Source organism: Haloarchaeobius caseinilyticus (assembly GCF_051207395.1).
GTDB lineage: Archaea > Halobacteriota > Halobacteria > Halobacteriales > Natrialbaceae > Haloarchaeobius.
In genome coordinates, this window is the sequence record NZ_JBPJZC010000005.1 from 280841 (window position 1) to 305468 (window position 24628).

Annotated in this window: 21 protein-coding genes; 11 read left to right on the forward strand and 10 right to left on the reverse strand. The window is 63.8% G+C overall.

Going from position 1 to position 24628, the window contains the following annotated elements:
* Window positions 1–45 precede the first annotated feature (45 nt).
* From ACSC1P_RS21150 to ACSC1P_RS21170, 5 genes are all read left to right on the forward strand, one after another.
* Window positions 46–1557, forward strand: a complete 1512-nt coding sequence (locus ACSC1P_RS21150; RefSeq protein WP_435362203.1) for a helix-turn-helix transcriptional regulator — start codon at window positions 46–48, stop codon at window positions 1555–1557.
* A gap of 1033 nt (window positions 1558–2590) precedes the next feature.
* Entirely contained in the window at window positions 2591–2731 is a 141-nt protein-coding gene (locus tag ACSC1P_RS21155; protein ID WP_435362204.1) for a hypothetical protein, read from the forward strand.
* Window positions 2731–4548 (forward strand): glutamine--fructose-6-phosphate transaminase (isomerizing), encoded by a 1818-nt coding sequence (gene glmS / locus ACSC1P_RS21160; RefSeq protein ID WP_435362205.1) that lies wholly within the window; start codon window positions 2731–2733, stop codon window positions 4546–4548. The genes ACSC1P_RS21155 and glmS overlap by 1 nt, the downstream gene beginning before the upstream one ends.
* Window positions 4549–4849: 301 nt before the next feature.
* Complete coding sequence (locus ACSC1P_RS21165) at window positions 4850–6484, forward strand: alkaline phosphatase family protein (RefSeq protein ID WP_435362206.1); 1635 nt, start codon at window positions 4850–4852, stop codon at window positions 6482–6484.
* Between the two features lie 284 nt (window positions 6485–6768).
* Window positions 6769–7689, forward strand: coding sequence for a sensor histidine kinase (locus tag ACSC1P_RS21170; protein ID WP_435362207.1), 921 nt, complete (start codon window positions 6769–6771; stop codon window positions 7687–7689).
* A gap of 37 nt (window positions 7690–7726) precedes the next feature.
* Here ACSC1P_RS21170 and ACSC1P_RS21175 read toward each other — a convergent pair whose 3' ends face one another.
* The gene (locus ACSC1P_RS21175; protein WP_435362208.1) at window positions 7727–8422 is read right to left on the reverse strand and encodes a hypothetical protein; all 696 of its coding nucleotides are present in this window, start codon (window positions 8420–8422) and stop codon (window positions 7727–7729) included.
* Window positions 8423–8638: 216 nt separating this feature from the next.
* Between ACSC1P_RS21175 and ACSC1P_RS21180 the strand changes: the two genes are divergently transcribed.
* Entirely contained in the window at window positions 8639–10006 is a 1368-nt protein-coding gene (locus ACSC1P_RS21180) for a CapA family protein (RefSeq protein ID WP_435362209.1), read from the forward strand.
* A 448-nt stretch (window positions 10007–10454) separates the two neighbouring features.
* On the opposite strand, the gene ACSC1P_RS21185 is transcribed toward ACSC1P_RS21180, so the two are convergent.
* Window positions 10455–11978 carry an oligosaccharide flippase family protein gene (locus ACSC1P_RS21185; RefSeq protein ID WP_435362210.1) on the reverse strand — a complete coding sequence of 508 codons (1524 nt, stop codon included), beginning with the start codon at window positions 11976–11978 and terminating at the stop codon, window positions 10455–10457.
* 64 nt (window positions 11979–12042) lie between these two features.
* Window positions 12043–13224, reverse strand: a complete 1182-nt coding sequence (gene glmU / locus ACSC1P_RS21190; protein ID WP_435362211.1) for a bifunctional sugar-1-phosphate nucleotidylyltransferase/acetyltransferase — start codon at window positions 13222–13224, stop codon at window positions 12043–12045.
* A 440-nt stretch (window positions 13225–13664) separates the two neighbouring features.
* Between glmU and ACSC1P_RS21195 the strand changes: the two genes are divergently transcribed.
* Window positions 13665–13817: a DUF1328 family protein gene (locus ACSC1P_RS21195; protein ID WP_435362212.1), complete on the forward strand. Its 153-nt coding sequence runs from the start codon at window positions 13665–13667 to the stop codon at window positions 13815–13817.
* 82 nt (window positions 13818–13899) lie between these two features.
* On the opposite strand, the gene ACSC1P_RS21200 is transcribed toward ACSC1P_RS21195, so the two are convergent.
* Both ACSC1P_RS21200 and glmM read right to left on the reverse strand, forming a co-directional pair.
* Window positions 13900–14715, reverse strand: coding sequence for a dienelactone hydrolase family protein (locus ACSC1P_RS21200; RefSeq protein WP_435362213.1), 816 nt, complete (start codon window positions 14713–14715; stop codon window positions 13900–13902).
* A gap of 100 nt (window positions 14716–14815) precedes the next feature.
* The gene (gene glmM / locus ACSC1P_RS21205; RefSeq protein ID WP_435362214.1) at window positions 14816–16150 is read right to left on the reverse strand and encodes a phosphoglucosamine mutase; all 1335 of its coding nucleotides are present in this window, start codon (window positions 16148–16150) and stop codon (window positions 14816–14818) included.
* Between the two features lie 217 nt (window positions 16151–16367).
* On the opposite strand from glmM, the gene ACSC1P_RS21210 reads away from it, so the two are divergent.
* Window positions 16368–16661 carry a PadR family transcriptional regulator gene (locus ACSC1P_RS21210; RefSeq protein ID WP_435362215.1) on the forward strand — a complete coding sequence of 98 codons (294 nt, stop codon included), beginning with the start codon at window positions 16368–16370 and terminating at the stop codon, window positions 16659–16661.
* Window positions 16662–16714: 53 nt separating this feature from the next.
* Here the strand turns inward: ACSC1P_RS21210 and ACSC1P_RS21215 are convergent, their stop codons facing one another.
* The 3 genes from ACSC1P_RS21215 to ACSC1P_RS21225 form a co-directional block, all read right to left on the reverse strand.
* Complete coding sequence (locus ACSC1P_RS21215; RefSeq protein ID WP_435362216.1) at window positions 16715–16903, reverse strand: hypothetical protein; 189 nt, start codon at window positions 16901–16903, stop codon at window positions 16715–16717.
* Window positions 16904–16956: 53 nt separating this feature from the next.
* Window positions 16957–17724 (reverse strand): helix-turn-helix domain-containing protein, encoded by a 768-nt coding sequence (locus ACSC1P_RS21220; RefSeq protein WP_435362217.1) that lies wholly within the window; start codon window positions 17722–17724, stop codon window positions 16957–16959.
* Window positions 17725–17965: 241 nt separating this feature from the next.
* A complete protein-coding gene (locus ACSC1P_RS21225; RefSeq protein WP_435362218.1) occupies window positions 17966–18175 on the reverse strand; it encodes a hypothetical protein in 210 nt (69 codons plus the stop codon).
* 190 nt (window positions 18176–18365) lie between these two features.
* Here ACSC1P_RS21225 and ACSC1P_RS21230 point away from each other — a divergent pair, with 190 nt between their 5' ends.
* The 3 genes from ACSC1P_RS21230 to ACSC1P_RS21240 all read left to right on the forward strand — a co-directional run bounded on the left by ACSC1P_RS21230 (window position 18366) and on the right by ACSC1P_RS21240 (window position 20511).
* Window positions 18366–19271, forward strand: coding sequence for a DUF8471 domain-containing protein (locus tag ACSC1P_RS21230; protein WP_435362219.1), 906 nt, complete (start codon window positions 18366–18368; stop codon window positions 19269–19271).
* 50 nt (window positions 19272–19321) lie between these two features.
* Window positions 19322–19900, forward strand: coding sequence for a metal-dependent hydrolase (locus ACSC1P_RS21235; RefSeq protein WP_435362220.1), 579 nt, complete (start codon window positions 19322–19324; stop codon window positions 19898–19900).
* A 92-nt stretch (window positions 19901–19992) separates the two neighbouring features.
* Window positions 19993–20511 (forward strand): GNAT family N-acetyltransferase, encoded by a 519-nt coding sequence (locus ACSC1P_RS21240; RefSeq protein ID WP_435362221.1) that lies wholly within the window; start codon window positions 19993–19995, stop codon window positions 20509–20511.
* Between the two features lie 627 nt (window positions 20512–21138).
* Here ACSC1P_RS21240 and ACSC1P_RS21245 read toward each other — a convergent pair.
* Window positions 21139–22443 carry a polysaccharide deacetylase family protein gene (locus tag ACSC1P_RS21245; protein ID WP_435362222.1) on the reverse strand — a complete coding sequence of 435 codons (1305 nt, stop codon included), beginning with the start codon at window positions 22441–22443 and terminating at the stop codon, window positions 21139–21141.
* A gap of 268 nt (window positions 22444–22711) precedes the next feature.
* Window positions 22712–24622 (reverse strand): hypothetical protein, encoded by a 1911-nt coding sequence (locus ACSC1P_RS21250; protein ID WP_435362223.1) that lies wholly within the window; start codon window positions 24620–24622, stop codon window positions 22712–22714.
* Window positions 24623–24628: the final 6 nt, after the last annotated feature.

The following is a 24628-nucleotide window of genomic DNA, read 5'->3' on the forward strand; positions in this document are numbered from 1 at the left end:
AGATGACATTAGACCACCGCGCGCGGTCGACACCCACGTAGGAGTATGAGTTCGTACACTACCATCGGTCGAATATTCGTCTGCCTGTTACTCGTCGTCGCTGGGGCAGCGGTTCCAGTTGGGGCCGAAACGGCAGCCAGTAGCACTGCCAGCGAGCGGACCCCTGCGTCGGTCTCCGTCGCAGATGCGTACTTCACTGGTGACGCCGTTGTCGACTACAACACGAGCGGCGACCGGACGTTCCTGTGGCAGTCCGCCAACCAGACGCTCAACGTTCGACTAGCTGCTAACGCGAGTGAGAACGCCTCGCAACCGGTCACGGTGTGCCTGCAACGACCGAGTGGCGACCCCGGCACTAGCTCCGACCGTGCGCCTTGTACGGAGGCGACGCTCGAAGGCAACGAGACTACGGTGGAACTCACCACTCAACAGTGGCCGTTCAACACTACTGGAGCGCAGAACGTTACGGTCGTCGCCAAGAACAACGGCACCGTGTTCGACTGGACGACGCTCGACGTGTACGTCATCTCGAAGGATGGCGACATCGAGCCGGATGGACTCACGAACGCGGAAGAGATCGAGGCCGGTACCAATCTGACCGTCTCCGATACCGACGAAGACACGCTGCCGGACGGTGAAGAGGTCAAGAACTACGGAAGTTCGCCGCTGTCGAAAGACACCGACGACGACGGCCTCAAAGACCCGCAGGAGGTGTCCGGCGACACGAACGTGAACAAGTCCGACACCGACGACGACGGCCTCAACGACAGCGTCGAACTCGAGATGGGCCTCAACGCGACCTCGCCCGACACCGACAACGACGGTATCACCGACGCCGACGAGGTGAACGAGGTCAGAACCGACCCCGCGAAAGCGGACACGGACGGCGACGGACTGGAAGACCTCGAAGAGCTGAAAGGCAAGACGAACGCGACGCTCGCGGACACCGACGGCGACGGCCTCAACGACAGCACCGAACTCGAGGAACTCGGGACGAGCCCGATCGAGAGCGACACGGATGGCGATTTGCTCTCTGACAAGTTAGAGTCAGATATCGGGACCAGCCCGACGAGTGCGCTCTCACCGTGGGGCTTCCTCCTGGTCGGCTTGCTCGTGCTGGCCGTCGCTGCGCTCTCGATGGGTGGTCGGTTCGAGACGTCTGGTCTCCAGTCGACCGTCGACCGGTTACTCGACCGGCGTCGCACCGACGACGGCGCGGTGACGGCGTCGGCAGACGTCGACGACTCCTCCTCGATGTCGGCGACGGACACGGAACCGGTTCCCGACCACGAACCAGAACCGGTCCCGCCGTCGGGCACCGACGACCCGATGGCGGTGATGACCGACGAAGGCCGCGTCAAGCAGATACTCCGCGATAACGGCGGTAGACTCCAGCAGAAGGAGATCATCGAGGAGACCGACTGGTCGAAGTCCAAGGTGAGCCGTCTGCTCTCGAAGATGGAGAAGGACGACCAGATCCGCAAGATCAGTGTCGGCCGCGAGAACCTCATCACGCTCCCCGAGGACGAACCCGAAGGCTCTCGTCCGTTCTTCTGACGACCGCGCGTACATCCCCTCGTCCGCGCGGTTGGCGCTCTTTTCTCGCTTTTCGAACCAGCGACCATCGATTCTGTTCTCACAGTAGCTCGACTGTCCGGACCGCTGCCCGTCGTCGTCGGTTTCGACGAGGGCAACGTCGGCGCCACGTATCGGGGTTGTCGAGCTTGGCAGCGACTCGCAGCCTCGTGACGGAGTACGTTGCCGACGAACCAGGACCAGAGAGGCCGGGCGACGGTGCTCAACGTCCAGTTCCGAAAGCGCAGCGCGCATGGCCACGAGTAGTTGGACCGCAGTAGCGAACAGGTGGCGTCCGAGTTTTCGTCGAAGCAGTGTCCATCCGTGAGAGGTTCCGTCAGCAAGGGTGAAGTCACACGGGTGGTGGCCGCACTCTCACGATTGCCCTGTCCACACGAGGAAACGCGTCGTATCGCGTGTGAGCAGGTCGAGGACGAACCGTCACAGCGAGTCGGGCAGTGGCGACTCGACGCAGAGTCCGCGATGTCGAAGACTGGCTCGCGTGACGACGACGATGCGTTCGGTCTGTGGTTCTCGGGCGTTTCAACCGGGTCAGACGCGTGTCAGACACGCTCCCACCGGCTGCAACGGTAGTCAACTTTCGCGCACACGCGAGACCTCCGAGCCAGTCGCACACCGTCGCGCGACACTGCGGCCGCTAACCGGTGGTTTCTGCCCCTTCAGCCGAACCAACCTACGTAGGGAGTTGGTGGCGCAGACATTCACGATTCCGTGAATGTTATCGGTAAATAAAGGGGTACCCTACCTGCAAAGGGAGTCGGATAAAGCCACGATATCACCACTTTTGGGGCCTGAGAAGCGCGTTTTGTGTTTAATCATAAGGGGAGAAATCGACAGTTCAGACCAGTTCAGCGCCGACCGAACGTTGCGGTGACCCTTACCGCCGCACTAACACAGCCTTACCCGCTGTATAGTAAACCCCCATGGAGTCCAAGCGTTGAGTAAGCCCCGCGAGGCCCATCGTGGCACTGGTGGGGACCCACACCCGCATACCATGACCGTCACAGAAGACACCACCAAGACGAGGACTCAGGAAGAGGGCGAGTCCGCCGAGGCGCTCTCCGAGCCGCTCTGGACGCGGCGCGTGTATCAGCCGAAACTCCGCGACGGCGACCACCACGGGGTGATCGTCTGATGTGCGGAATCATCGGTTGCGTCGGCGTCCGTGACTCGATGGGGCGACTCATCACCGGACTCGAGAACCTGGAGTACCGCGGCTACGACTCCGCCGGGGTCGCGATTCAGAACGGTAAGGGCGTCGAGGTGTACAAGCGCTCCGGCCGCGTCGACGAGCTCAAGAAGGCGACGCCGGACAAGCACGCCGAAATCGGTATCGGTCACACGCGCTGGAGTACCCACGGACCGCCGACCGACGACAACGCCCACCCGCACACGAGTACCAAGGAAGACGTCGCCGTCGTCCACAACGGCATCATCGAGAACTACAGTGACCTCCGCCACAAGCTCGAGGCGAAGGGCCACGAGTTCACGAGCGACACGGACACCGAGGTCATCCCGCACCTCGTTCAGGACTTCCTCGACGAGGGGAAGGACCCCGAAACGGCCTTCCGCGAGACGATCAAGATGCTGGAAGGCAGCTACGCCATCGGCTGCATCGTGGACAACCACGGTGCTGTGATGGCGACGCGACAGGGGTCCCCGCTGGTCCTCGGCGTCGACGACGACGCGTTCTACCTCGCGAGTGACGTGCCCGCGTTCCTGGACTACACGGACCGCGTCATGTACCTCGAAGACGGTGACGTCGCCATCATCCGCAAGGGCGACCTCCAGCTGTCGGACATCGAGGGCGTGACCGTCGACCGCGACGTGGAGACGGTCGACTGGGACCCCAGCGAGACCGGCAAGGGCTCGTACGACCACTACATGCTGAAGGAGATCAACACGCAGCCCACCGCGCTCTCGAACACCATTCAGGGCCGCGCTGACGTAGAGAACGGGCAGGTGAACCTCGAAGAGTTCCCGCCGGGGACGTTCGAGGACATCGACAGCATCCACCTCGTCGCCTGTGGTACCTCGTACCACGCCGCGATGTACGGTTCGAACATGCTGAGCGAGGGCGGCGTCGCGACGACGGCGTTCCGCGCCAGCGAGTACGAACTCCACACGAACACCATCGACGAGAACACGCTCGTCATCGCGGTCACCCAGAGTGGTGAGACCGCAGACACGCTCGGTGCGATGCGCACCGCGAAGGAGAAGGGTGCAGAGGTCGTCGCCGTGACGAACGTCGTCGGCTCGACCGCCGCCCGCGAGGCCGACCAGCCGCTGTACATCCGGGCCGGCCCGGAGATCGGCGTCGCCGCGACGAAGACGTTCTCGTCGCAGGTCGTCTCGCTCACGATGCTGAGCCAGCGCATCCTCGACGACCTCGAACGTGGCACCCCACGCGGTGACATGCCCGAGTTCCTCGAATCGCTGCAGCGTCTCCCCGACGACATCGAGCGCGTCCTGGAACACGACGACGCGAAGAACATCGCGCGTCGCTACAGCGACGCGAAGTCGTACTTCTTCATCGGCCGCGGGACGGCGAACGCCGTCGCGCTGGAGGGTGCGCTGAAGTTCAAGGAGATCACCTACGAACACGCCGAAGGGTTCGCTGCAGGTGAGCTGAAGCACGGTCCGCTCGCGCTCATCACGGACCGGACCCCGGTGTTCGCGGTGTTCACCGGCGACGAAGAGCAGGACAAGAAGACACTGACGAACGCGCAGGAAGCGCAGACGCGTGGCGCGCCGATAATCGCCATCGCGCCGAAGGACCACCCGTCGCTCGAGTTCGCAGACGAACACCTCGAAGTGCCGTCGACGAACTCGGCCTGGGCGGGCCTGCTGGCCAACGTCCAGCTTCAGCTGGTCTCCTACTACGCGGCAGACCAGCTCAGCCGCCCCATCGACAAGCCGCGTAACCTCGCGAAGAGCGTCACGGTAGAGTAGCGACGCGGCACGAGACTCACGACGGCGGTGTCACTCAGGTCATGGGAGTGTTTCGACAAATCACCGCCACCCCGGACGGTCCGCGGGTAGGGCGCAGTAACGCGCCAATCGGACCGTCCATCCCGCGAGTTTTCGACCATTCCCGAACTGTATGGGTATCCCAACTATCGGCTTATTCGTCCGATAATAAACTCACTGAGAAGCGTATGGACTCGTATGCGACCAAAACCGACCCACCAATACGGCACGTCAGAGGCACAGGCTGTGAGAACAACGGGAATGCGACAGCGGTGGTCATCCGATGAGTGACGACGACGACGGACTCGACGTCCTGCTCATCGGTATCGACGCGGGCTGTCTCTCGGTCTTCGACGAGCTCGAAGAACGAGACACCACACCGACGCTCAGTCGCATCCGCGAGGAGAGCGCGATGGGACCGCTGCGGTCTCAGATTCCGCCGTGGACGCCGAGCGCGTGGCCGTCGCTGTACACCGGCGTTAATCCGGGTAAGCACGGCGTGTTCGGCTTCGTCTCGTACGACGGCTACGACTGGCACGTCAGCCGCGCGGACCACATCGACGAACCGACGATGTGGGAGATGCTCGACCAGAACGACGTCTCCAGCGTCGTCGTCAACGCCCCGGTCACGCACCCGCCGCCGGCCATCGACGGGGCCGTCGTGCCGGGCTTCATCGGGCCGGAGAACCCGCGCTGTCACCCCGAGGGGACGCTCGACGAGATTCGCCGAGAGATCGGCGAGTACCGCGTCTACCCCGAATACTCGCGCGGTGACGAGAACTGGACTGACGAGGAGAAGATGGAGGAGTACACCTCGCTCGTCCGCATGCGCAGCGAAGCGTTCCAGTACCTCGTGGATAAGCACAAGCCGGACTTCGGCTTCGTGCAGTTCCAGAAGACGGACACCGTCTTCCACGAGTTCGAGGGCGACTGGGACAAAGTCCACCAGGTGTACGCGGAGGCCGACAAGCAGATAGAGCAGATACTGGAGGAGACGAACCCCGACACCGTCTTCATCGCCAGCGACCACGGCATGGGCGAGTACGACGCCTACGAGTTCCGTGTCAACGACTACCTGCACGACGAAGGCTTCGTCGAGGTCACCAACGGCGGCAAGGGCATGCCGTCGTGGAACCCCATCCGGAACGAACTCCGCGAGGGGAAAGACGTCGACTCGTGGGAGCCGGGCATGGCAGAGAAGCTGGCCTCGGCCGCCGCGAAGATGGGCCTCACCGCGACGCGCATCCGCAAAGGACTGGAGAAGGTCAAACTCGACCAGGTCGCCATGCGCTACGCGCCCGAGGACGTGGCCCGGACGGGGAACAAGCAGGTCAGTTTCCCCGACTCCATCGCGTACCTGCGCTCGCGCACCGAACTCGGCGTTCGACTGAACGTCGAGGGCCGCGACCCCGAGGGCGTCGTCGCGCAAGAAGACTACGACGACGTTCGCGCCGAAGTCATCGAGTCGCTACGAGGTGTGACCGACCCCGACGGAAATCCCGTCTTCGACGAGGTCGTCCCGCGCGAGCGCTACTTCGAGGGTGACCACGTCGACGAGGCCGTCGACATCGTCACCATCCCGCGGAACATGAACTACTTCCTCTCGGACCAGATCCGAGACGAGTACTTCGCGCCGCCGACAGAGCCGTACAACCACAAGTTAGACGGCGTCGTGGCGGCCTTCGGCGAAGGCGTCGACGAGACCGCTTCGATCGAGGGCGCACACCTGTTCGACGTCGCGCCGACCATCATGTCCGCACTCGGCGTCCCGTACAACGAGAAGACGGACGGGAAAACGCTCCCGGTCGTCGAGGACATCGGCGCACGAGCGTACCGCTCGAAGGGTATCGACGAGAAGACGCAGTCACCCGAGGAGGCGGTCGAATCTCGCCTCAGCGACCTCGGGTACCTCGAATAATCGGGTTTCGACTGCTGTCCTGTCACGAGTTCTCGGGCGGCCGCGGATTCTGTGAGACTATCGTCGGGTAGCGACGGTGCCAGCCAAGTCATGAACTCCCCTACGAATGACCAATGAAGTTATATTGTCTGAATTGAACATCCACCTAGATGTCAGAAACGACTCGATGGTGTCCCCCAACACTCGTCACATGGTCACCAGTGCTCCTAGGGGTCGTTTTTCTCGGTATTTCGGGAGTTCATTTACTCGCCTCTACCGGTGAATTTCTGGTTGATTCTCTCGAAATGCTATTTCCATTTACAATAGGTATCGGCCTCGTCGGCGGCGGAAGAGCGATTCAGCACCGGTGGAGCTTCGAATCCAGACGGATATTCGCGCGCTGGCTCGGCATCGGTGTCCTCTTCGGGCTGGCCATCAGCCAGTGGTTCTTCCTGATCGTCTCGTTGGACGGGACGCCGACCGGAGACCCGGTCGCGATGAACGCGAACAGCGTCGCCTCGGGCGTGATGTTCACCTCGATTGTCGGCTACTTCTGCGTCAAGACGAAACGGCGGGTTCGTGAGCTACAGCAGGCGAACGAACGGCTCGACGACTTCGCGAGCATCGTCTCACACGACCTTCGGAACCCGCTCAACGTCGTACAGGGCCACCTCCCACTCGCCCGTGAGACGGGCGATGCGTCACACTTCGACGCCATCGAGGAAGCGACCGACCGGATGGACCAGTTGGTCAACGAGGTGCTGACACTCGCGAGAACGTCGGAATCTCACCCGGCGAAACGCTCGACCGTCGACCTCAGCCTCGTCGCGACCCAGGCGGCATCGACCGTCGAGACCGGTGCTGTCGAGGTCGTCGTCGAGACGGACGCTCAGGTGGAGGCGAACCCCGAGCGTCTGCGGACCTTGTTCGAGAACCTGTTCCGAAACGCGGTCGTCCACGGGGCCCCAGAGATAACGACCATCCGCGTCAGCACCAGTGCAGTCGGGTTCGTCGTCGAGGACGATGGCGTGGGTGTGCCACTCGAAGAACGAGAACGCATCTTCGAGGGCGGCTTCTCCACCGAAGAACAGGGCACCGGATTCGGTCTGCCAATCGTCCGCCAAATCGCCGAGTCGCACGGGTGGACCATCTCGGTGCGGGAGAGCGAAACCGGGGGTGCTCGGTTCGAGTTCGCTGCGCCGGTGGCAGCGGCTCCAGCGGCGTGAAACCGGACCGAGGAGAAAAATCGCAGACGAGTCGGCGTCAGTGTAGCAGTTGGCGACCGGCGGCGATGCCCAGCAGGCCCACGAGCAACAGCTGACCGGGGGTAGAGCTGATGGCCGAGAAGCCGCTCAGTCCGGATCGTTCGAGGCGAGCCGCGGTCGTGGTCTGCGTCGATGTCGCGGTCGACGTAGCCGTCGCAGTTGATGTTGGCGTCGGCGTTGCGGTAGAAGTTGACGTTGGCGTCGCAGTGGCAGTTGACGTTGCCGTCGGCGTCGCGGTGGCGGTCGACGTTGCCGTCGATGTCGGCGTCTGTGTTGCCGTGGGAGTCGGTTCCTCGGTCGCAGTCGGGGTCGGATCGGGTTCCGGGTCCTCGCTCGTCGTCTCCGGCTCTTCAGTCGTCGTGTCTGGACCGTCGGTGGTCTGCGTCGTGGTCGTCGGCTGCTCCGTCGACGTCGTGCCGGGGTCGCCGGTAGTCTGCGTGGCAGTCGCAGTCGGCGCGTCGGTCGCCGTCGTCTCGTCACCACCGGTGTCTGTGGAGTCGCCGCCACCGGTCGTCGCGGTCTCCTGTGCGGTCGTCGCCGGCGTGTCCGTACCGGTCGGTGCCTCGGTGCCCGGGTCACCACCATCGTCGTCGCCGCCGAGGAGAGCCGTCCCGATGGGGGTCATCGAGACGACCAGGCCGACACAGAGGAACAGGATGCCCAGCAGGGCCAGTCCTTTCTGCGACGCGCTCATCCGACCGCCCCACAGGGGCCGCGTCGGTCACTGTGTCTGGGCAGTGTGCGCCCGTGGCGAGCGGACGGTGCCGGAGGTGTCACGCCAGTCATAGCTGTCTGTCTCGACCGTAGACGCTACAAGACGTTTGTTACCCGGGGGTTAAGCCGCGGAACAGTTGGTGAAGTGGCGGAACGGTCTACAGGCCTTTTCGCTTCTGGCGCGAATGTACCGTGCATGAGCAGACGTGACTGGCGTGGCGAGCAGGACGACCCGCTCGACCCCGGCGAGCAGGTCTCCCTCGCGCCGGGAGCGACCGACGACACCTGGACGCTCGTCGCCGCCGGCGATACGGCCTACCGGAACCGCGAGTCGGCAGACGACCCAATCGGACCGGCACTCACGAGTCGGTTCCAGCGCGCCGCCGTGACCGTAGCGAACCTCGAAGCCCCCGTCACGAGCGACGCCGACCCCATCACGAAGTCCGGGCCGTCACTCGATGCGGACACGGAACTCCCTACAGTCCTCGAATCTTCGGGGGTCGACGTGGCGACGCTGGCGAACAACCACCTGATGGACTACGGCGCGGACGGCCTCGACGCCACACTCGCCGCCTGCGACGATGTCGGCCTGCCCACCTGCGGCGCGGGCCAGAACGAAGACGAAGCGATGGCGCCCGCGCGCTTCGAGGTCGACGGGACCTCGGTCGCCGTCTTCAGCTTCTGCGAGAAAGAGTTCGGCATCGCCGAAGCGGACGAACCTGGCGTGGCGTGGGTCAGCGACCCCGGCGCGATTCGCCGCGTCGCCACCTGTGACGCCGACGTGGTCGTCGTCGCGGCCCACGGCGGCGTGGAGTACGCCCCGCTGTCGCCGCCGCACCGCCAGAAACTCTTCCGCGAGTTCGCCGAAGCCGGTGCCGACCTCGTCGTCGGCCACCACCCCCACGTCGCACAGGGCTGGGAACTGTACGACGACACGCCCATCTTCTACAGCCTCGGGAACTTCCTGTTCCCGCGCCAGAGTGGCCGCCCGAAGACCCAGTGGGCCTACGTCGTCGAACTCGAATTCGACGGCGCGACACCCGTCGGCTTCGAGGTGGTCCCGACCGAGGTGCAGGACGAAACCGTCGAGGAGATGGCCGAACTCGACGGCGCGCGAAACGACCCCAAAGACCGACTCGCGTATCTCCAGCGCCTTTCGGAGATTACGAGCGACACGGACCAGGTGCAGGCCCACTGGCAGGAAATCGCCGTCGCCGTGTTCCGCCAGCGCTACGCGACGTGGCTACGCCGGTCGCTCGCGGGCGACCTCGTCTCCCAGCTGAAGAACCCGAGTCAGCACTTCGAGGCCGACTACCTCTGGGACGCCGACGACCGCGAGTCACAGCGCCTCGCCCTGTTGAACCTCATCCGGAACGAGTCGCACAACGCGCTGATGCAGACCGCGCTCGAAGTCGAGACGGGCAAGCGCGACGACCTGCGGACGCCCCGGGTGAAACGCGAGACGAGACGGTTGCTGGAGGAGACCGAGGACCGCCCGCTGTACGACCGGCAGTCGCCGGTCGGTGAGGTGCTGTCGGCGCTCGGCGACAAGATGTCTAGTTGAGCGCGGCTCGGTTGATTCGACTGCTCCGGCTGAGACCGACTGCGGCCCTGTTCTATCTCCGAGAACCACGAATTCGTGAGTCACGAGTACTGGCGACGACGAGCAGCGTACTCGCGCTGACGGAAGATATCGCCACACCCTCCCCAACCGACTCGGCGCTCACCTTCGGTTCGCGCCTTCGTCCCTCGCGCGAAGCATGCCGACACGCCTCGCTCACGAGTCGCTTCGCTCTTCGTTCGCAATGAGGCGGTCGGCTGCGACGCGCGCCACAGGTCGTCGGCTGGCCGAGCGACGACCTCGGCTGTGCCGAATCGTATCTGGAAACGAAACCCCCGGGAGGGAGAGGCGTGGTCAGCTACCGTCGGCGCGAGTGAACTGCTCGGCAGAACAGATCCTCGTCACGAGAGTGAAGCGAAAATCCGCCACCGACGAACGACCGGAAAAGCGACTAGGCGCTGTCTTCGAACCGCCGACCGAGTTCGGTCGCCTTCTGGCCCACAGGGTCGGGCAGTGCCGACAGGAAGTCGACGACCTCGCTGGGGTCGACCGCGCGGGTCAGGACCGCCGCAGTGGCGTACACGATGAAGCCGACAGGCGGGACGACCGCGAGGGCGACCCACGGGTTCGTCAGGCTGGTCGACAGCAGATAGATGGGCACTGCGGCGACCAGCGTGGTGATGGCGACGCGCGTGAGGCGGATGTCCGCCAGCGGCTTGTAGCCGAGATCACGCGCCGCGACGAGGTTGAAGATGGGCAGCGAGCCGTAGCCGATGGTCGTCGCCACCGCCGCCCCGGTCATCCCGAACTCGGGGATGAGTATCAGGTTGAGCGAGAAGTTCAGACACGCCGAGGCCCAGGTGGCCGCGATGAGCGTCTTCACTTCACCCTTCGCGTGGCTGATGGCGAGCAGCGGGCGGGCGACCGCGAAGCCGACCGTCCCCGGGAGGAGGAGCAGTAGCGGCGTCACGGCCGGTGTCATGCCCTCACCGAGGTAGAGCGGGACGAACGTCTCCGCCAGTGCGGCCATCCCTAGCGCGAGCAGGATGGTGAGCAGGAGGACGTACCGGGTCGTCCGCGAGGCGAGGTCGGTGATGCGCTTCGTCTTGCCCTTCTCCCAGAGGTCGGAGGTCGACTGGATCATCACGCCCTGCACGGAGCGGGGCAGAATCCAGAGGAACTGGACCAGCACGAGCGAGGCCTTGTAGTAGCCGACGAGGTCCGAGTTGTTCGTGATGGAGCCGAGCATCAACACGTCGATGTGATACAGCGACGTGAGCAAGAACACGTACGCGACCGTGAGGTGGTTGAAGTTGAACAGGTCAGAGGAGGGGAAGTCGTCGGGTGTCCGCGTCACGATGGCATCGAGGGAGATGCGCTTTCGGATGTAGACGAGGCTGATGGCGACGGCGACGAGACTCGCGACGATCTGTGCCGCGATGAGTCCGGGGACGCCGAAGCCGACGGCCGCCAGTCCGATGCCGACGATGCCGAAGATGATCCGGTAGACGACGTTGACCGGTTCGGAGATGTGTTCGAGCTTGAGTCCCATCAGGGACCGACGGACGTACTCGCGGTACTGGACTGCGAGCGCCATCGCGCCGAGGAGGTAGAAGTACGGGAGGATCTCCTCGCTCAGCAGGATTGCGCCGATACCGGTGTATCCGGCGACGGCGAAGCCGATCGCTGCGATGAGCGCGAGGACGGTCGCGAGCCGGAAGTAGTAGCCGAAGACGTGGCCCTTCCAGCCCTCCATCTCGCGTTCTTCCGCGATGTACTTCTTGACACCACTGTTCGTCCCGGAACTCGTGAAGATGGTGAGCAGCGCGAAGACGGACATGATGGTGGCGTACTGCCCGTACGTCCCGACACCCAGGTAGTGGATGAGGAGGGGCGTGATGGCGGCAGTCACCAGTAGTCCGGCGAGCCTGCTCCCGACGGTCGAGATGAACGCAGTGACGATATTTCGGCTCATGTAGTGGATACTCCGGTGGGGGGGTCAGTCGGCCGTGTGGTTCGGGCGGCAGGTCGTCGCATCACTAGCGGTCGCGGGTTACCGACTCCCCCGGTTTAGTCATCGCGCCGGGCGTGAGCTTCAGGCCAGCGTTGAGGCTCGAATTGATGCCCGTCTTCACCCCGTCGCCACAGACGACGCCGAACTTTCGGCGGCCGGTCGAGACGCGCTCACCTTTGACGGTGAACTTGACCGCCTCGTCGTCGTGGCGGAGGTTCGCCACCTTCGTGCCCGCGCCGAAGTTCACGTCCTCGCCGAGGACACTGTCGCCGACGTACGAGAGGTGCGAGACGGACGAGTTCTTCCCGATGACGCTGTTCTTCACTTCGACGGCGTTGCCGACTTTCGCGCCTTCGTCTATGAGCGTCGTGCCGCGGACGTAGGCGTTGGGTCCGACGGTCGCGCCCGAGCGAACCAGCACCGGCCCTTCGATGAGCACGCCCGGCTTGATGGTCGCGCCTTCCTCGACGACGACCATCCCTTCGAGGTGAGCGTCCTCGCTCACGTCGCCCTCGATTCGTCGCTCCATCTCGGCGATGTACGTCTCGTTCGCCTCCAGCAGTTCCCACGGGCGACCGACATCGAGCCAGCGGTCGACCTCGACCGGCGTGACGCTGAACTCCTCGATGACGCGGTCGAGGACGTCCGTGATTTCGTGTTCCCCGCGTTCGCTCTCGGGGACCGAGAGCCAGTCGCGCGCTTCCTCGGGGAAGACGTACGCGCCAGCGTTGACGAGGTTGCCCGGCGGGTCGTCAGGTTTCTCGACGATGCCATCGACCGTGCCGTCGGTCGTCGACAGCACGCCGTAAGCCGACGGGTTGTCGGCGCGGTAGGCGAGAATACTAGGCGAGCGGTCGAACAGTTCGGTGATACTCTCCTCGTCGAAGCAGTTGTCACCGTTCAGGACCGCGAACGGGCCGTCGATATATTCTGCGGCCTGTTCGACGGCGTGTGCCGTCCCGAGCTGTTCTTCCTGCACGGCGTACTTGATGGGGGTTCCCTCGTAGTCGTCGCCGAAGTGGTCGCGGACGGCCTGTGCCTCGTAGCCGATGACCAGCAGAATTTCGTCTGCGCCAGCCGCGATGGCCGTCTTCACCGTCCGCTCGACGAGCGGTCCGTCGGCGGTCGGCAGCATCGGCTTCGGCACTGTGCGCGACAGCGGCCGTATCCGCGTCCCTTCTCCGGCAGCGAGTATCACAGCTTGCATCGTTCGTTCACTAGCGAATTCACCACAGAGACCTTTTGTTATCGGCGAGTTAAGCACTGAAGCGGTCGTGAAACCGACGAAAAGATTGGGGTGGTAGACGCGGGATGTGTTTCTGTGTCTGTTTAAACCGTCCAGCCGCTCTCCGAATCACAGGTTGGAAACAGTGGTGGCTGCCTGGTGGGGAGGCAGCCACCTGGGCGTGGATGGCAACGTCGGTGCGGTGGGGACGCACCTACACCAGTGGGCTGACACTGGCATCTGAAGGTTTGCGACTAGAGGACCATTGCTATGCACGCCGTAACGGACGATACCAATCATTCCGTCTCGCTTACCAGCAAACTAACGATACACTGAACCGGCGAAGTCCTGCACATGCGACACGCTACCACCCATAGTCGCACGCGCAGTAACTCACCAGCAGTCACGGAGGGCCGCTGACCATGGCTATCATCGAGCTGGTCGTGTTGTTCGGCGTCCTCGCCATCGTCGCCGCAGTCGCCGGCTTCCGCGGTATCGCTGGGCTGTCGATGAGCATCGCGAAACTGCTCGTGGTGGTGTTCCTGGTCCTCGTCATCGTCTCGTTCGTACTGTAGACCGGGCTGGACCGCACGCGGCGGTCCAGCTCTCGGCCGACCGAGCCACCGGTCGGCCCACCCGGTGAACGGCGCGGACGAATCACTGCCCCACACACGATTTTTCGACGAACGTGTCCAGCCGAGCGAGCAGGTCGTCGGCGTGGTCGCTGTCGAACAGTCGCTGGCCGTGCGCGCTCCCGTCGTAGAGTTGCAGTTCCTTCGGCTCGCCCGCGCGTGCGCGAACGTCCTTTGTGGTCTGGACGAATCGGTCGGCGTCGCCCTCGCTGACCGCGAGGAACACGCGCATATCGAGTTGGTCGGCGACGTCGGCCCCGCCCGACGCGGAGAGGCCGGCCACCCCGCTGACGGCCGATTCGGCCGCTGCGGCCTCGATGGCCGCCTTCCCACCCGCGCTGGCCCCGACGAGGACCACGGTCGAGACGCCCTGTTCGGTCGTGAGATACTGGACGGCCGCACGAACTCCAGCCGTCTTCTGTTCCCCTTCGTCGATGGCGGCGACGAGGTGACCCTGCTCGGCCCAGCGGCGCGCCTGCGGCTCCCAGCTCTCCCTGTCCAAGTTTATCTGCGGGACGAGAATCAAGCCACACGAACCCTGTCCGTACAGTGTTGCCTCGATGGTCTCGCCGGCAGACGACTGAAAGGACACGTCGCGGGGGGCGGACTGAGTCGTCGTCGGCTCGGTGGTCGGCTGGTCGGTGGTCTCCGGCGTCCCCTCACTGGTCGTCGCGTCTGACTCGGTCGGTTCCGGCGTGTTCGTGGTCGGGTCTGCGGTCGACGAATCGGTCGCACCGTCGTCGGACCCGCCGAGACAGCCAGCCAAAGCGAGCGGCAGAGACCCGGTAACTGCCGCGAGAAATCGGCGTCTGTGCGTGCGGGGGGAGGCGTCGTCGGGCATCAGGCCAGTAGACGGGTTCTACCGTGTTTACTAGCACTAACCTAGCGGTAACTGCGACGGGTGAGAAAACGCGAATCGCGAGCAGAACGTCGTCGTCAGTTCAGTCGTCGGCGACCGCGTGGCCAGCCTGCGCCTCGACGAGTGCTTTCGCGTCCGAGAACAGTTCGTCGGCGCGCTCGTCGCTTCTGGCCTCGGCCGTGATGCGCACGAGCGGCTGGGTTCCGCTCGGGCGGACGAGGAACCAGCCGTCGCCGGTGTCGACGCGCACGCCGTCTAAGTCGTCGACCTCGTCGTAGCGCTCGCGCAGGGCGTCTTCGACCTGCGCCATCACGCCCGCCTTGTCGTCGGTTTCGACGCTGTCGCGGCGAATCGGGTACGTCTCGATTTCGGCGACGAGGTCCGACAGCGACCCGCGCCGAGAGACGAGTTCGACCAGCGTGACCGCGGCCATCGGGCCGTCCGGACAGAGCGTCTGGTCGGACCAGATCCACGCCCCGCTCGGCTCGCCACCGAAGGGCACGTCGTCCGCGGTCGCGGCTTCGGCGACGTACACGTCACCGACCGGCGTGTGCGTGACGGTCGCGCCGACCTCGGCCAGCGCGTCGTCGACGGCCAGACTCGTGTTGAGCGGCGCGGCGACGCGCTCGCCCTCGCCCGCGGCGTCGCGCGCGAACAGTGCGAGTAGCACGTCACCGGCGACGAACTCGCCGTCGCCCGTGACCGCCATCATGCGGTCTGCGTCGCCGTCGTGGGCGATACCGAGGTCTGCGTCCGAGGCGGCGACCAGCTGTGTGAGCGCCTCGCAGTTCTCGGCAGTCGGCTCGCTCGGTCGCCCGGGGAAGCGGCCGTCTGGCTGGCCGTTCAGTGTCTCCACGTCGCAGCCGAGGTCGTGCAGGACGTCCGCCGTCACCGCGCCGGCTCCGTTACCAACGTCGACGACGACCGAGAGGTCCGAGACCACGTCGGCGACGCCGCGGAGCGTCTCCGCGTGTGCCCCGGTCGCGCCCGCGGCTTCCTCGTACGAGCCGATGCCCTCCCAGTCGACGAGTTCCACGTCGTCTTCCTCGACGCGGCGGGTAATCTCCTCGCGCTGGGCGGTATCGAACGCCTGCCCCGAGGGATTCCACAGTTTGATACCGTTGTCTGGCGCGGGGTTGTGCGACGCCGTGATGACGACGCCCGCGTCCGCGTCGTGCGTCTCGATGGCGCGCGCGACCGTCGGCGTCGCCGCGACACCGACCCAGACGACGTCGGTTCCGCACTCGCGCAGGCCCGCGACGATCGCATCTCTGAGGATGGTTCCCGTTTCTCGCGTGTCTCGACCCACGACGACCCGGTCGTAGCCGGCCGACGCGACCGCACGACCGACAGACAGCGCCAGGTCGCTGGTCACGTCGCTGCCGAACTGCCCGCGGATTCCGCTGGTTCCGAACATTGTTCTCGATATCACTAGAGATACGCCTAACTATGGGTAGAGTAACCCCCGAATCCCATCCGTTTCCGGACTAAGCCGGGCTTAGTTCACCCCGTTACCCTCTGATTACACGCGGCCAAAGCCCGAAGTTGCGACCGTTGCACGGCATTATCATTGGTGTAGGTTCGGCAACGACTGTACGGGTATTTGGTCTATCCCCGGCAAGAATGGAGTAGAGATGAGGACCGACCTGACCGGATTCCAGTACAACATGCTCGTCGTCCTGACGAACATGGAAGAGCCCAGTGGCCGAGAACTGAAGCAGAAGCTCGAAGAGTCGCTCGATTGCTCGCTGCCCCACGGTCGCCTGTACCGTAACCTCGACACGCTCGTCGACAAAGAGCTCGTCAAGAAGGGCTGTATCGACGGACGCACCAACTACTACGAGATATCCGCGAGCGGTGAAGAAGCGATCCACGAACGCTTCAAGTGGGAGCAAGAACACATCGAATCGTCCGAGCTCACCTCGTAACCCACCAGTTACTGCACCGCCACACCCGGTCGCAGCCACCAAGCAGCTAACTGTTACGCCTGAGAGGCGAGGACGGTCACTTCGACCATCAAATCAGGCGCATCGCTGTCGAGGTCTCGAAACGTCCAGGAGCGGTCGAACTGTACACCGTTGCCGTGTGCTTCGCGGAGGAGCCGCTGCATCGCCACCTCGAACTCGATATCCCCACGCCGCACCCGCGACGAACAGCTTTCGTCATCCATACTGGTCATCGAATCGCCAGCTCCCTAAGCCTACGTTCGTCGATGTTCACTTTTTATATGTGCGACTTCGAGACGAATCGATTCTGCGCCGGGGTCGAGTCGTCGTCGACGGTCAGTGTTCGAGAGACGAGGTCTCTCGTCACGGTCCGGAGCTGCTGTGAGATGGCCGAACGCGAGACGTCGAACGTCTCGGCGAGTTCGTCCTGTGACGCCTTCCGCGGCACGTCGAAGTAGCCCTCGGAGAACGCGGTTCGGAGGAGTTCTTTCCGGCACTCCTCCATGCCGAGCGCGCCATCCAGTTCGCGCTCGTCGCCGGTCGACACCTTTCTGACCTGCAGTCTGACGCCGTTCGCCGAGCAGAAGTCCGAAAGTGCAGAGAGTGCGTCCCGGTTAGGCGCGTCGAACTCGATACGCCAGCCCGAACTGGTGACTTCGGTCGCCGTGATTCGCGCGTCCGATTCGACGAGACGCGGCTGCACACGGAGACAGTCACCGAACTCGACGCGGTAGTCGCGTGACCCGTCGTGTTCCGCCTCCACCCGAGGCGATTCGACGGTCGGGTCGCGCTGGAGCGCCGACTCGAACTCGTCGAGGTCCTCTCCCGCTGCCGAGAAAAAGAGGACTGTCGTTCCGTTGTCTGTCGTTTGATACCCAAGATCGATCGAGACCGACGGCACCGCTGCGGTCGTCGGTCGAAGGGGGAGGTCCGGATGGACCACACGCACCACCGTCGTGAGGTCGTAGACCTCGCGTGTAATACCCGTCTCACCCGCGGATACCAGCGCAGCACCGGTCCCCGCCGGCGCCACCTCGGTATCCATTACGCTTTTTACTTCACCATCATCCGCCATTGGCAACTACACAAATCCGACGATATAAAAAAGCAGTGGCCGAAGTTACACTTCTAACCACCCATTACTTAAAAAGATGGGCCCAAAGTGAATTGGATAGCGATTCAACACTTAAAGGAACGGCCTATACAGGTTTGGCTCTCGCCGAACGGGGCAGAATATATCGGTCGATGGCTCGCGCGCGGTCTAGTCAGTCAGGGGGCCCGACGCCTCAGTCGTCCTGTTCTGTGGCCCCACCGAACAGTGAGAACGAGAACGCGAACTCGGACTCGAGGGCGCGGCGGTCGTGTTCGGTGAGCGTACTGTCGAGGTCGACGCCGTTCTCGTCGGCTGTAGCCAATATCGTGGCCAACGCCGCAGTCAAGTCGTCTCTCGTGGTGGTCTCAGAGAGCGCCGCAGAGACGACGTCGTGGTGGACCATACCCACACCTTTCGCGGCCATGGACGTAAACGGGGTTGCTCGTCCCAACAGTTGCCACCGAACTCGCGGTTTACGACGGCCGTAACGTGTCTCTCTGCGGGGCGATGCAACCATCGCACACCGTGGTTCTCGACTGATGCACGCTTTACCCTCCCGGTAGTAATCCTGCTGGAAGCAGTACAGAGGACCAATGAGTCGTACGAAGCTGTGGTTTCTGGATGCGCTCGTCGTCCTCGCCCTCACCGCGGTCAGTGGGGCAGCCATCTGGATGGAGATACCGGGGGTACGAATCGCGGGGACAGCACTGCTCGTCCTCCTGCTACCGGGGTACGCCGCGACGACCATCGTCTTCCCCCGTCGACGGACGGCCGGGTCGACCAGTGCGAGCCGGACTGCTGGCGAGCGCTTCGGTGTCTCGGTCGCACTGAGTCTCGCCCTGGTCTCGTTGGTCACGCTGGTGGCGAACTTCACCCCGTGGGGAATCACGGTCCTACCCATCGTCGTCGGTACCTGTGCGCTGACCGGTGTGCTGGCCGTCCTCGGCCTGCTCGTCCGCTGGCGCGTCACTGCCGAAGACCGCTACGCGTTCGTCGTCCCGCTCGGCGCGCTCGCCATCGGAAGCGACCGTGACGAGATGCGCGGCGACAGCACCGCGATTTACAACATCGTCCTCGCGGTGAGCGTCCTCTTCGCCATCGCCAGCGTCGGCTTCGCCGCAGCCTACACCCCCTCTGGAACGGGCTTCACCGACCTCGCAGTCGACAGCGAAGGACAGACTGCCCAGCAGACGGCCGTCCTCGAAGGTGGCGAGAGCCCCACCATGGTCGTCGAGAACCACGAGGGGAGCGACCAGCAGTACACCATGGTCGTCCTCTCCCAGCAGGTCCAAGAAGGTGAAAACGGAGAAGCCGTGGTCCAGAGCGAACAGGAACTGACCCGAAACAGCATGAGCGTCGGCGCTGGCGAGCGCGCGACGACCACGCTCGACGTGAACCCCGGCGGCAACCGCGTCGTCGTCCTCCTGTACCAGGGTGACGCACCGTCTGACCCCTCGCGCGAGTCCGCCTATCGCGTCGTCACCCTGCGGGTCGCGTAGAATGCTGGCAACGAAACACACAACCGTGGGACACCAATAGGTCCGAACGAATGTGGCCGTGGGAACACCTCGCGTTCGGCTACGTGCTCTATTCTCTGGTCGCTCGTGTGGTGAACGGTGACTCCCCTCGTGGCGACGCCGTCGTCGTCGTCGCGCTGGCGACCCAGCTCCCGGACCTCGTCGACAAACCCCTCGCGTGGTCGTTCGATATCACGGCGACCGGCTACTCCATCGGCCACTCGATGTTCGTCGCCCCGTTCGTCGTCTTCGCCGTCTCGCTGTTGGCGATCCGCGTCGACCGCCCACACCTCTCACTCGCGTTCGCCGTCGGCTACGGCTCACACCTCGTGGGCGACATCGTCTACCCCATCGTCCGCGGACAGGGACCCGCCATCCACGCCGTCCTCTGGCCCCTCATCGAGTTAGAGGGGACGAACGACCCGGGTCTCGTCGCACAGTTCTCGCGATACTTCGACCGCTTCCTCCGGGAGGTTACGGCGGCCGACCCCTCGCCCGTCCTCACGTTCAACCTGGCCCTCGCCGTCTTCGTCGGTCTCTTGTGGGCGGTCGACGGCTTCCCCGTCGTCAGTGACCTCTATCGGGCGGCGGTCGGACGCCAGCGAAAGTGATAGAGGAGGCATGATTTCGCGACTATAGAGAGTCGTGCATTACCAGGTAAAGCTGCAACAGTGACAAGTGCTCGGTGCGAATGCAGACAGCTATGGACCTCGTAGAACTCCCCGCTGAACCGGCTGCCGTCCGTCGTTTCGTGGAGGAGCTTTGGCTGCCGTACAACCGCGAACTCGAAGCGACCGTCGAACAGTTCGCGCTCGCCGACGACGTCGACCTCGTCACGGCGGAACTCCCCTTCCGACTCGACCGCGTCGACACGGATGGCTACCGGTTGTGGATCGCCGTCGACGATGCCACTGAGGCGACCACTCTCGCCGAGAGCGATGGTGAATTCGCCGGGTTTGTCGCGGCAGAAATCGACGACGCGCCGAGCGTCTTCGACCGCTCCGACCGACTGTTCGTCTGTGACATCTACGTTCGCGAGTCGTATCGCGGAACGGGACTGGCCGAAGACCTGTTCGACCGTCTCAGAACGTGGGGTCGCGAAACCGGGTGTACGGAGTGCAGCCTCGACCCACACGTGGACAACGAGCGAGCCATCGCGTTCTACGAAAAACTCGGGTTCGAGACGACGCAGTATCACATGGTGGCCAGCATCACGGACTGACGCCGGACGACGGCCCCACAGTAGTGCGACTGCGACGACGAGAACCGTATTTCACCCGTTCAAAGAACGAGGATAGCACTCGCTCGCTGTCGTGAGTTCCCGTAGAATGCTTCACTATGAGCCGTTATCACCAGAACTACTTAAAGGACGGCGGGGAGCGTCGGGCTCGGTGGAACCAGCCGGTTGGCCCCGCCCGAACTCCTAGTGAACATCGCGAGGATGGCCTCGACGGGCGACTCGTCGCGAGCAGGGTGGTGACTCGTCGACGGGAGTACAGGCGGTGCAGTTGCTCAGGGATGTGAGCGTCAGGAGAATGCTTCACTATGAGCCGTTATCACCAGAAGCACTTAAAGGGTTCACGGTGGGTGCAGTCGAGAACGAGTGACAGTTCGTCCAGTGCTGTCCGAGCAGTCGAGACGTGAGCAACGAATCGAGTCATGCCTCGAAGTCATCGACGTGGCACAGCAGTGAGCGACGAAACAGCCGTCGCTCGGTGTCGTAGGGTCCGGTAGAATGCTTCACTATGAGCCGTTATCACCAGAAGCACTTAAACGACCGACGGGCGAGTGTCGTCACTGTCGACCCGGTGAGACCGCAGAAAAGGAGACGAATCGTCGAAATCCGAACTTACCAGCCGCCTTTCGGCTGTGCCACATCCGCGACCTGCGAGAGCGTGATCGTCTCGACCTTGCTGTCCGCGAGGTACTTCGCGAAGTCGTTGAACTGCTGCGACGACACGTCGAGTTCACCGCCGCGGTCGATGCCGTGGAAGGTGAGGACTGCGACCTCGTTGTAGAGGTGTGCGAGGTCGACCATCGACTTCGCACGTGGGTTGTTCGTCGCGTCACCGCGCGAGATGGTCATCGGGTCAGTGATGTACCCGCTCGTCGCGTTCCGGGCGCTGAAGTACCCGTACGCCATGTCGTGGTGCTTGTTCACGAAGGCGTTCACCTGCTCGTTGTACAGGCCGTACGGGTAGGTGAAGCTCTTGGCTCCCTGCTTGAAGCCGTGGTCGACGAGCCACTCCTTCGCGCCGACGATTTCGCGCTCGGCTTCGAGGCGGCCCGCTTCCAGCAGGTTCGCGTGGTTGGCGGTCTGAGAGGTCATCTCCCAGCCAGCGGACTTCATCTCGTCGATCTGCTTCATCGAGAGGAAGCCGTCGCCGTCGACGTGGTTGGTGACGAGCGCAGAGGTCGCAGGGATGTCGTACTGCTTGAGCGTCTGGAACGCTTTCGTGTAGTCAGAATCCTGCGCGTCGTCGAAGACGAGAGCGACGTAGCCCTTGTCCGGCGACGGGACCTTCCGCAGGTCGTCGAGCATGAGCTTGCCACCGCTGCCACCACCCTTCATGGTGATGCGTATGTGCGTCACCTTGGACAGGTCCGGCAGGCCGCTGACGTTCGACGCGCCGAGGTCGAGGCGGTGCCAGTAGCCACTCGCGGACGAGCGGATGGACTCGGCGAACGTCACCGAGTTGCCGTCGTCGTCGTTGAACAGGGTGACGTCACAGACGGCGTGGCTGTCTGCTTCGAGCTTGATCGCGATGGACATGTTCGACTTGGCGAGGTCGACTTCGAGCTCTCGCTCGATGACGGGTTCGCCACTCGTGCGGACCATCACCGCGGACTGGCTGCCCATGTAGGCGTCTTCGCCAGTCACCTTGCCGAATTTCCCGGACTTGTTCTTCCACGCGCCCAGGTTTTCGAAGTCGTCCATGACGTCGCCGTCTTTCTGCTGGGCGTCGTCCTTGGTGGTCGTCTCGCTTCCTTTCTGCGCGGTGGTTCCGGTCGTGCTCGTAGCCGTCTGAGTGCCCGTTGCACTGGTCGGGTTGGAGGTACCCGGGTCGCTGCCGCCCATACATCCGGCCAGCCCAGTCAGGGTGCCGAGTCCGATAGCTTTGAGGGCACGGCGTCTGGTGCTGTGGTCTACCATCAACTACTCCTTGGCTGCATACGGCTAATATTATAAGCCAAATAAGCGACGAGACCCGCCGAAACGGTCGTAAAAAACAGTGAACTCGGCGGGTCGAAAGTGGGGGGATGCGGGTGTAGCAGCGACTGAACACCAGCCAGCGGGGGATTGGGGGATGGATGATGGGGAACTGCGACGTTCGCTGGCAGTCGTGATAGTCGCCAAATCGGTCGATTCTGGCGGTTAAACGGACGTTATCGGAAGCGTAAATCTTCGGGACAGTGGGAATTTAGAGCCGGTTACCGATCCAGGTGAGGAGGTGACCGGTGTCCCAGTTCGCGCCAGCGAGGTCGCCGTCGAGTTCGACCTGCGGCACGTACGAGAGCCCTGCGTCGGCCGCAGCACGTCGGGAGTCGACGACTTCGTCCGACCACTCGTCGTCGCCGGCGAGTGCCGGAATCCAGCCGTACGTGCGCACGTCGTTCTGGTTTAGCAGCGAGCGTGCCTCGGAGTAGCTGCCCCACTCGAAGTCGCCCTGGTTCTCGAACAGATACTCGAACAGGCCCCAGTACGAGGACCAGTCCTTGTCCCAGGTGCCGAGCGCGAGCTGTGCGAGGCGCTCTTCACCCTCGGTCGTGTTGAGGTAGTGCCCGTCGGGGTACGCGATGGAGCGGAACTCTACGTTCAGGTCGCCCGAGAGGACGTACTCCTCCATGATTTCGGGGAGGTTGTTCATCGCGAATTTGCGCGTGTTGGGGTAGACGAAGTTCCCATACACGGTGAGCGTCGGGTTGTCCGAGTCGGTCCCCATCACGGGGTAGTCGAGATAGTCCGCGTTGCCCGGGACCGGCGCGTCGGCGAGGGAGGCGCTGCCACCGTCGCCGTCACCGCCATCGTCACCGCCGTCACCGCCGCCAGAGCCGTCACCGAAGTCCGGTGCGGGACAGCTGCCGGAGGTCGAGATACCGGCGACGTCCGCGTCGCCGCCGAACACGTCGCCGGGGACGTCGACGGTGCTGTCGTACAGCGTGTTGCCGTCGGACTGGAACCAGACACCGTCGGAGCCGTCCCAGTCGACACAGATACGGTCGATGTCGGTGGCGTCACGACGGGAGAGCACTGCGGGGTAGTGGTCGCCACCGCCACCGCCGACCATCGACGTGTCCTGTATGCGCGCCTGCACGTAGTCCGCGTTCGGCGGGTAGTCGATGTAGATAGCCGGTGCGTTACGCGACCCACCGGACTTGTTCGCGTGGTACTCGTCGCCGATCTCGATGCGGCAGTTGTCGACTCGAATCGCACCACCGTTCTCGGCGACGACGATACCCCCGCTACCGCGTCCGTTCTGCATCAGGATGTCACAGTCGCGTACCTCGACGGGACCGAGTCCGTTCGAGACGCGGACACCGAGTTGCGGGTGAACGTCGATTGGGTCGTCGACCACGATTTCGACGCCCTCGGCGTAGCTGTCTTCGCCGCCGAGGCGGACCTGCGTCCGGTCGTTGTTCTTGTACGTCCCGCCTTCGACCTGCACGGCACCGTCCGCCCAGGACGCGTACAGACCGTTGTCGCCGAACCGGTGGACGTGGCAGTCACGGAACGTGATAGTACCGTTGCCGTCGACCCAGAAACCGTGCCCGTCGCCGCCGTCGGTCATACTCACGTTCTCGACGAGTGCCTCGCTGCCGGAGTTGTAGGTGCGGAAGCCGAACGGGACACCCGCCCCGTCCTGTGCGCCCACCTTGTCGATATCGCGGACGACGAGTCCGCCGTACGTCCCGAACTGAATGGAGGGGTCCGTACCGTCCGCAGTAGTGTCGATAGTGAAGTTCTCGAAGACGATGTCGCTGGTGCTCGCGCCCGCAATCCAGAAGTCGTCGCCGTGACTCTCTTCGGCGACGAGGGTAACATCGTCACCGACTCCACGCATACCGAAGTTTTCGCGACCGTAGAGGTTGATTTGGTCGAGCTTGTACTCCCCGTTCGGGAATTCGACGAGCGTGTCGTCAGCTTCGAGAGCGCCGAGGACGTCGTCTATTGGCTCTTCACCTGTGGGATCTGCACCTGCATCGACGATATTTACGACTCTATCGTAGTTGCTCGCGGATGCGAGTGTTGTGCCGGAGAGAACAGCTGCCCCAGCAAGCCCACCCGCAGAGCGAAGAAGCTGCCGTCGACCGAGACCCATATCGTCCGTCATCCTATT

Excerpts from the sequence above, each read along its gene's own strand:
- ACSC1P_RS21150 (WP_435362203.1), top strand. The coding sequence starts at position 46 with ATGAGTTCGTACACTACCATCGGTCGAATATTCGTCTGCCTGTTACTC.
- ACSC1P_RS21155 (WP_435362204.1), top strand. The coding sequence starts at position 2,591 with ATGACCGTCACAGAAGACACCACCAAGACGAGGACTCAGGAAGAGGGC.
- glmS (WP_435362205.1), top strand. The coding sequence starts at position 2,731 with ATGTGCGGAATCATCGGTTGCGTCGGCGTCCGTGACTCGATGGGGCGA.
- ACSC1P_RS21165 (WP_435362206.1), top strand. The coding sequence starts at position 4,850 with ATGAGTGACGACGACGACGGACTCGACGTCCTGCTCATCGGTATCGAC.
- ACSC1P_RS21170 (WP_435362207.1), top strand. The coding sequence starts at position 6,769 with ATGCTATTTCCATTTACAATAGGTATCGGCCTCGTCGGCGGCGGAAGA.
- ACSC1P_RS21175 (WP_435362208.1), bottom strand. The coding sequence starts at position 8,422 with ATGAGCGCGTCGCAGAAAGGACTGGCCCTGCTGGGCATCCTGTTCCTC.
- ACSC1P_RS21180 (WP_435362209.1), top strand. The coding sequence starts at position 8,639 with ATGAGCAGACGTGACTGGCGTGGCGAGCAGGACGACCCGCTCGACCCC.
- ACSC1P_RS21185 (WP_435362210.1), bottom strand. The coding sequence starts at position 11,978 with ATGAGCCGAAATATCGTCACTGCGTTCATCTCGACCGTCGGGAGCAGG.
- glmU (WP_435362211.1), bottom strand. The coding sequence starts at position 13,224 with ATGCAAGCTGTGATACTCGCTGCCGGAGAAGGGACGCGGATACGGCCG.
- ACSC1P_RS21195 (WP_435362212.1), top strand. The coding sequence starts at position 13,665 with ATGGCTATCATCGAGCTGGTCGTGTTGTTCGGCGTCCTCGCCATCGTC.
- ACSC1P_RS21200 (WP_435362213.1), bottom strand. The coding sequence starts at position 14,715 with ATGCCCGACGACGCCTCCCCCCGCACGCACAGACGCCGATTTCTCGCG.
- glmM (WP_435362214.1), bottom strand. The coding sequence starts at position 16,150 with ATGTTCGGAACCAGCGGAATCCGCGGGCAGTTCGGCAGCGACGTGACC.
- ACSC1P_RS21210 (WP_435362215.1), top strand. The coding sequence starts at position 16,368 with ATGAGGACCGACCTGACCGGATTCCAGTACAACATGCTCGTCGTCCTG.
- ACSC1P_RS21215 (WP_435362216.1), bottom strand. The coding sequence starts at position 16,903 with ATGGATGACGAAAGCTGTTCGTCGCGGGTGCGGCGTGGGGATATCGAG.
- ACSC1P_RS21220 (WP_435362217.1), bottom strand. The coding sequence starts at position 17,724 with ATGGATACCGAGGTGGCGCCGGCGGGGACCGGTGCTGCGCTGGTATCC.
- ACSC1P_RS21225 (WP_435362218.1), bottom strand. The coding sequence starts at position 18,175 with ATGGTCCACCACGACGTCGTCTCTGCGGCGCTCTCTGAGACCACCACG.
- ACSC1P_RS21230 (WP_435362219.1), top strand. The coding sequence starts at position 18,366 with ATGAGTCGTACGAAGCTGTGGTTTCTGGATGCGCTCGTCGTCCTCGCC.
- ACSC1P_RS21235 (WP_435362220.1), top strand. The coding sequence starts at position 19,322 with ATGTGGCCGTGGGAACACCTCGCGTTCGGCTACGTGCTCTATTCTCTG.
- ACSC1P_RS21240 (WP_435362221.1), top strand. The coding sequence starts at position 19,993 with ATGGACCTCGTAGAACTCCCCGCTGAACCGGCTGCCGTCCGTCGTTTC.
- ACSC1P_RS21245 (WP_435362222.1), bottom strand. The coding sequence starts at position 22,443 with ATGGTAGACCACAGCACCAGACGCCGTGCCCTCAAAGCTATCGGACTC.
- ACSC1P_RS21250 (WP_435362223.1), bottom strand. The coding sequence starts at position 24,622 with ATGACGGACGATATGGGTCTCGGTCGACGGCAGCTTCTTCGCTCTGCG.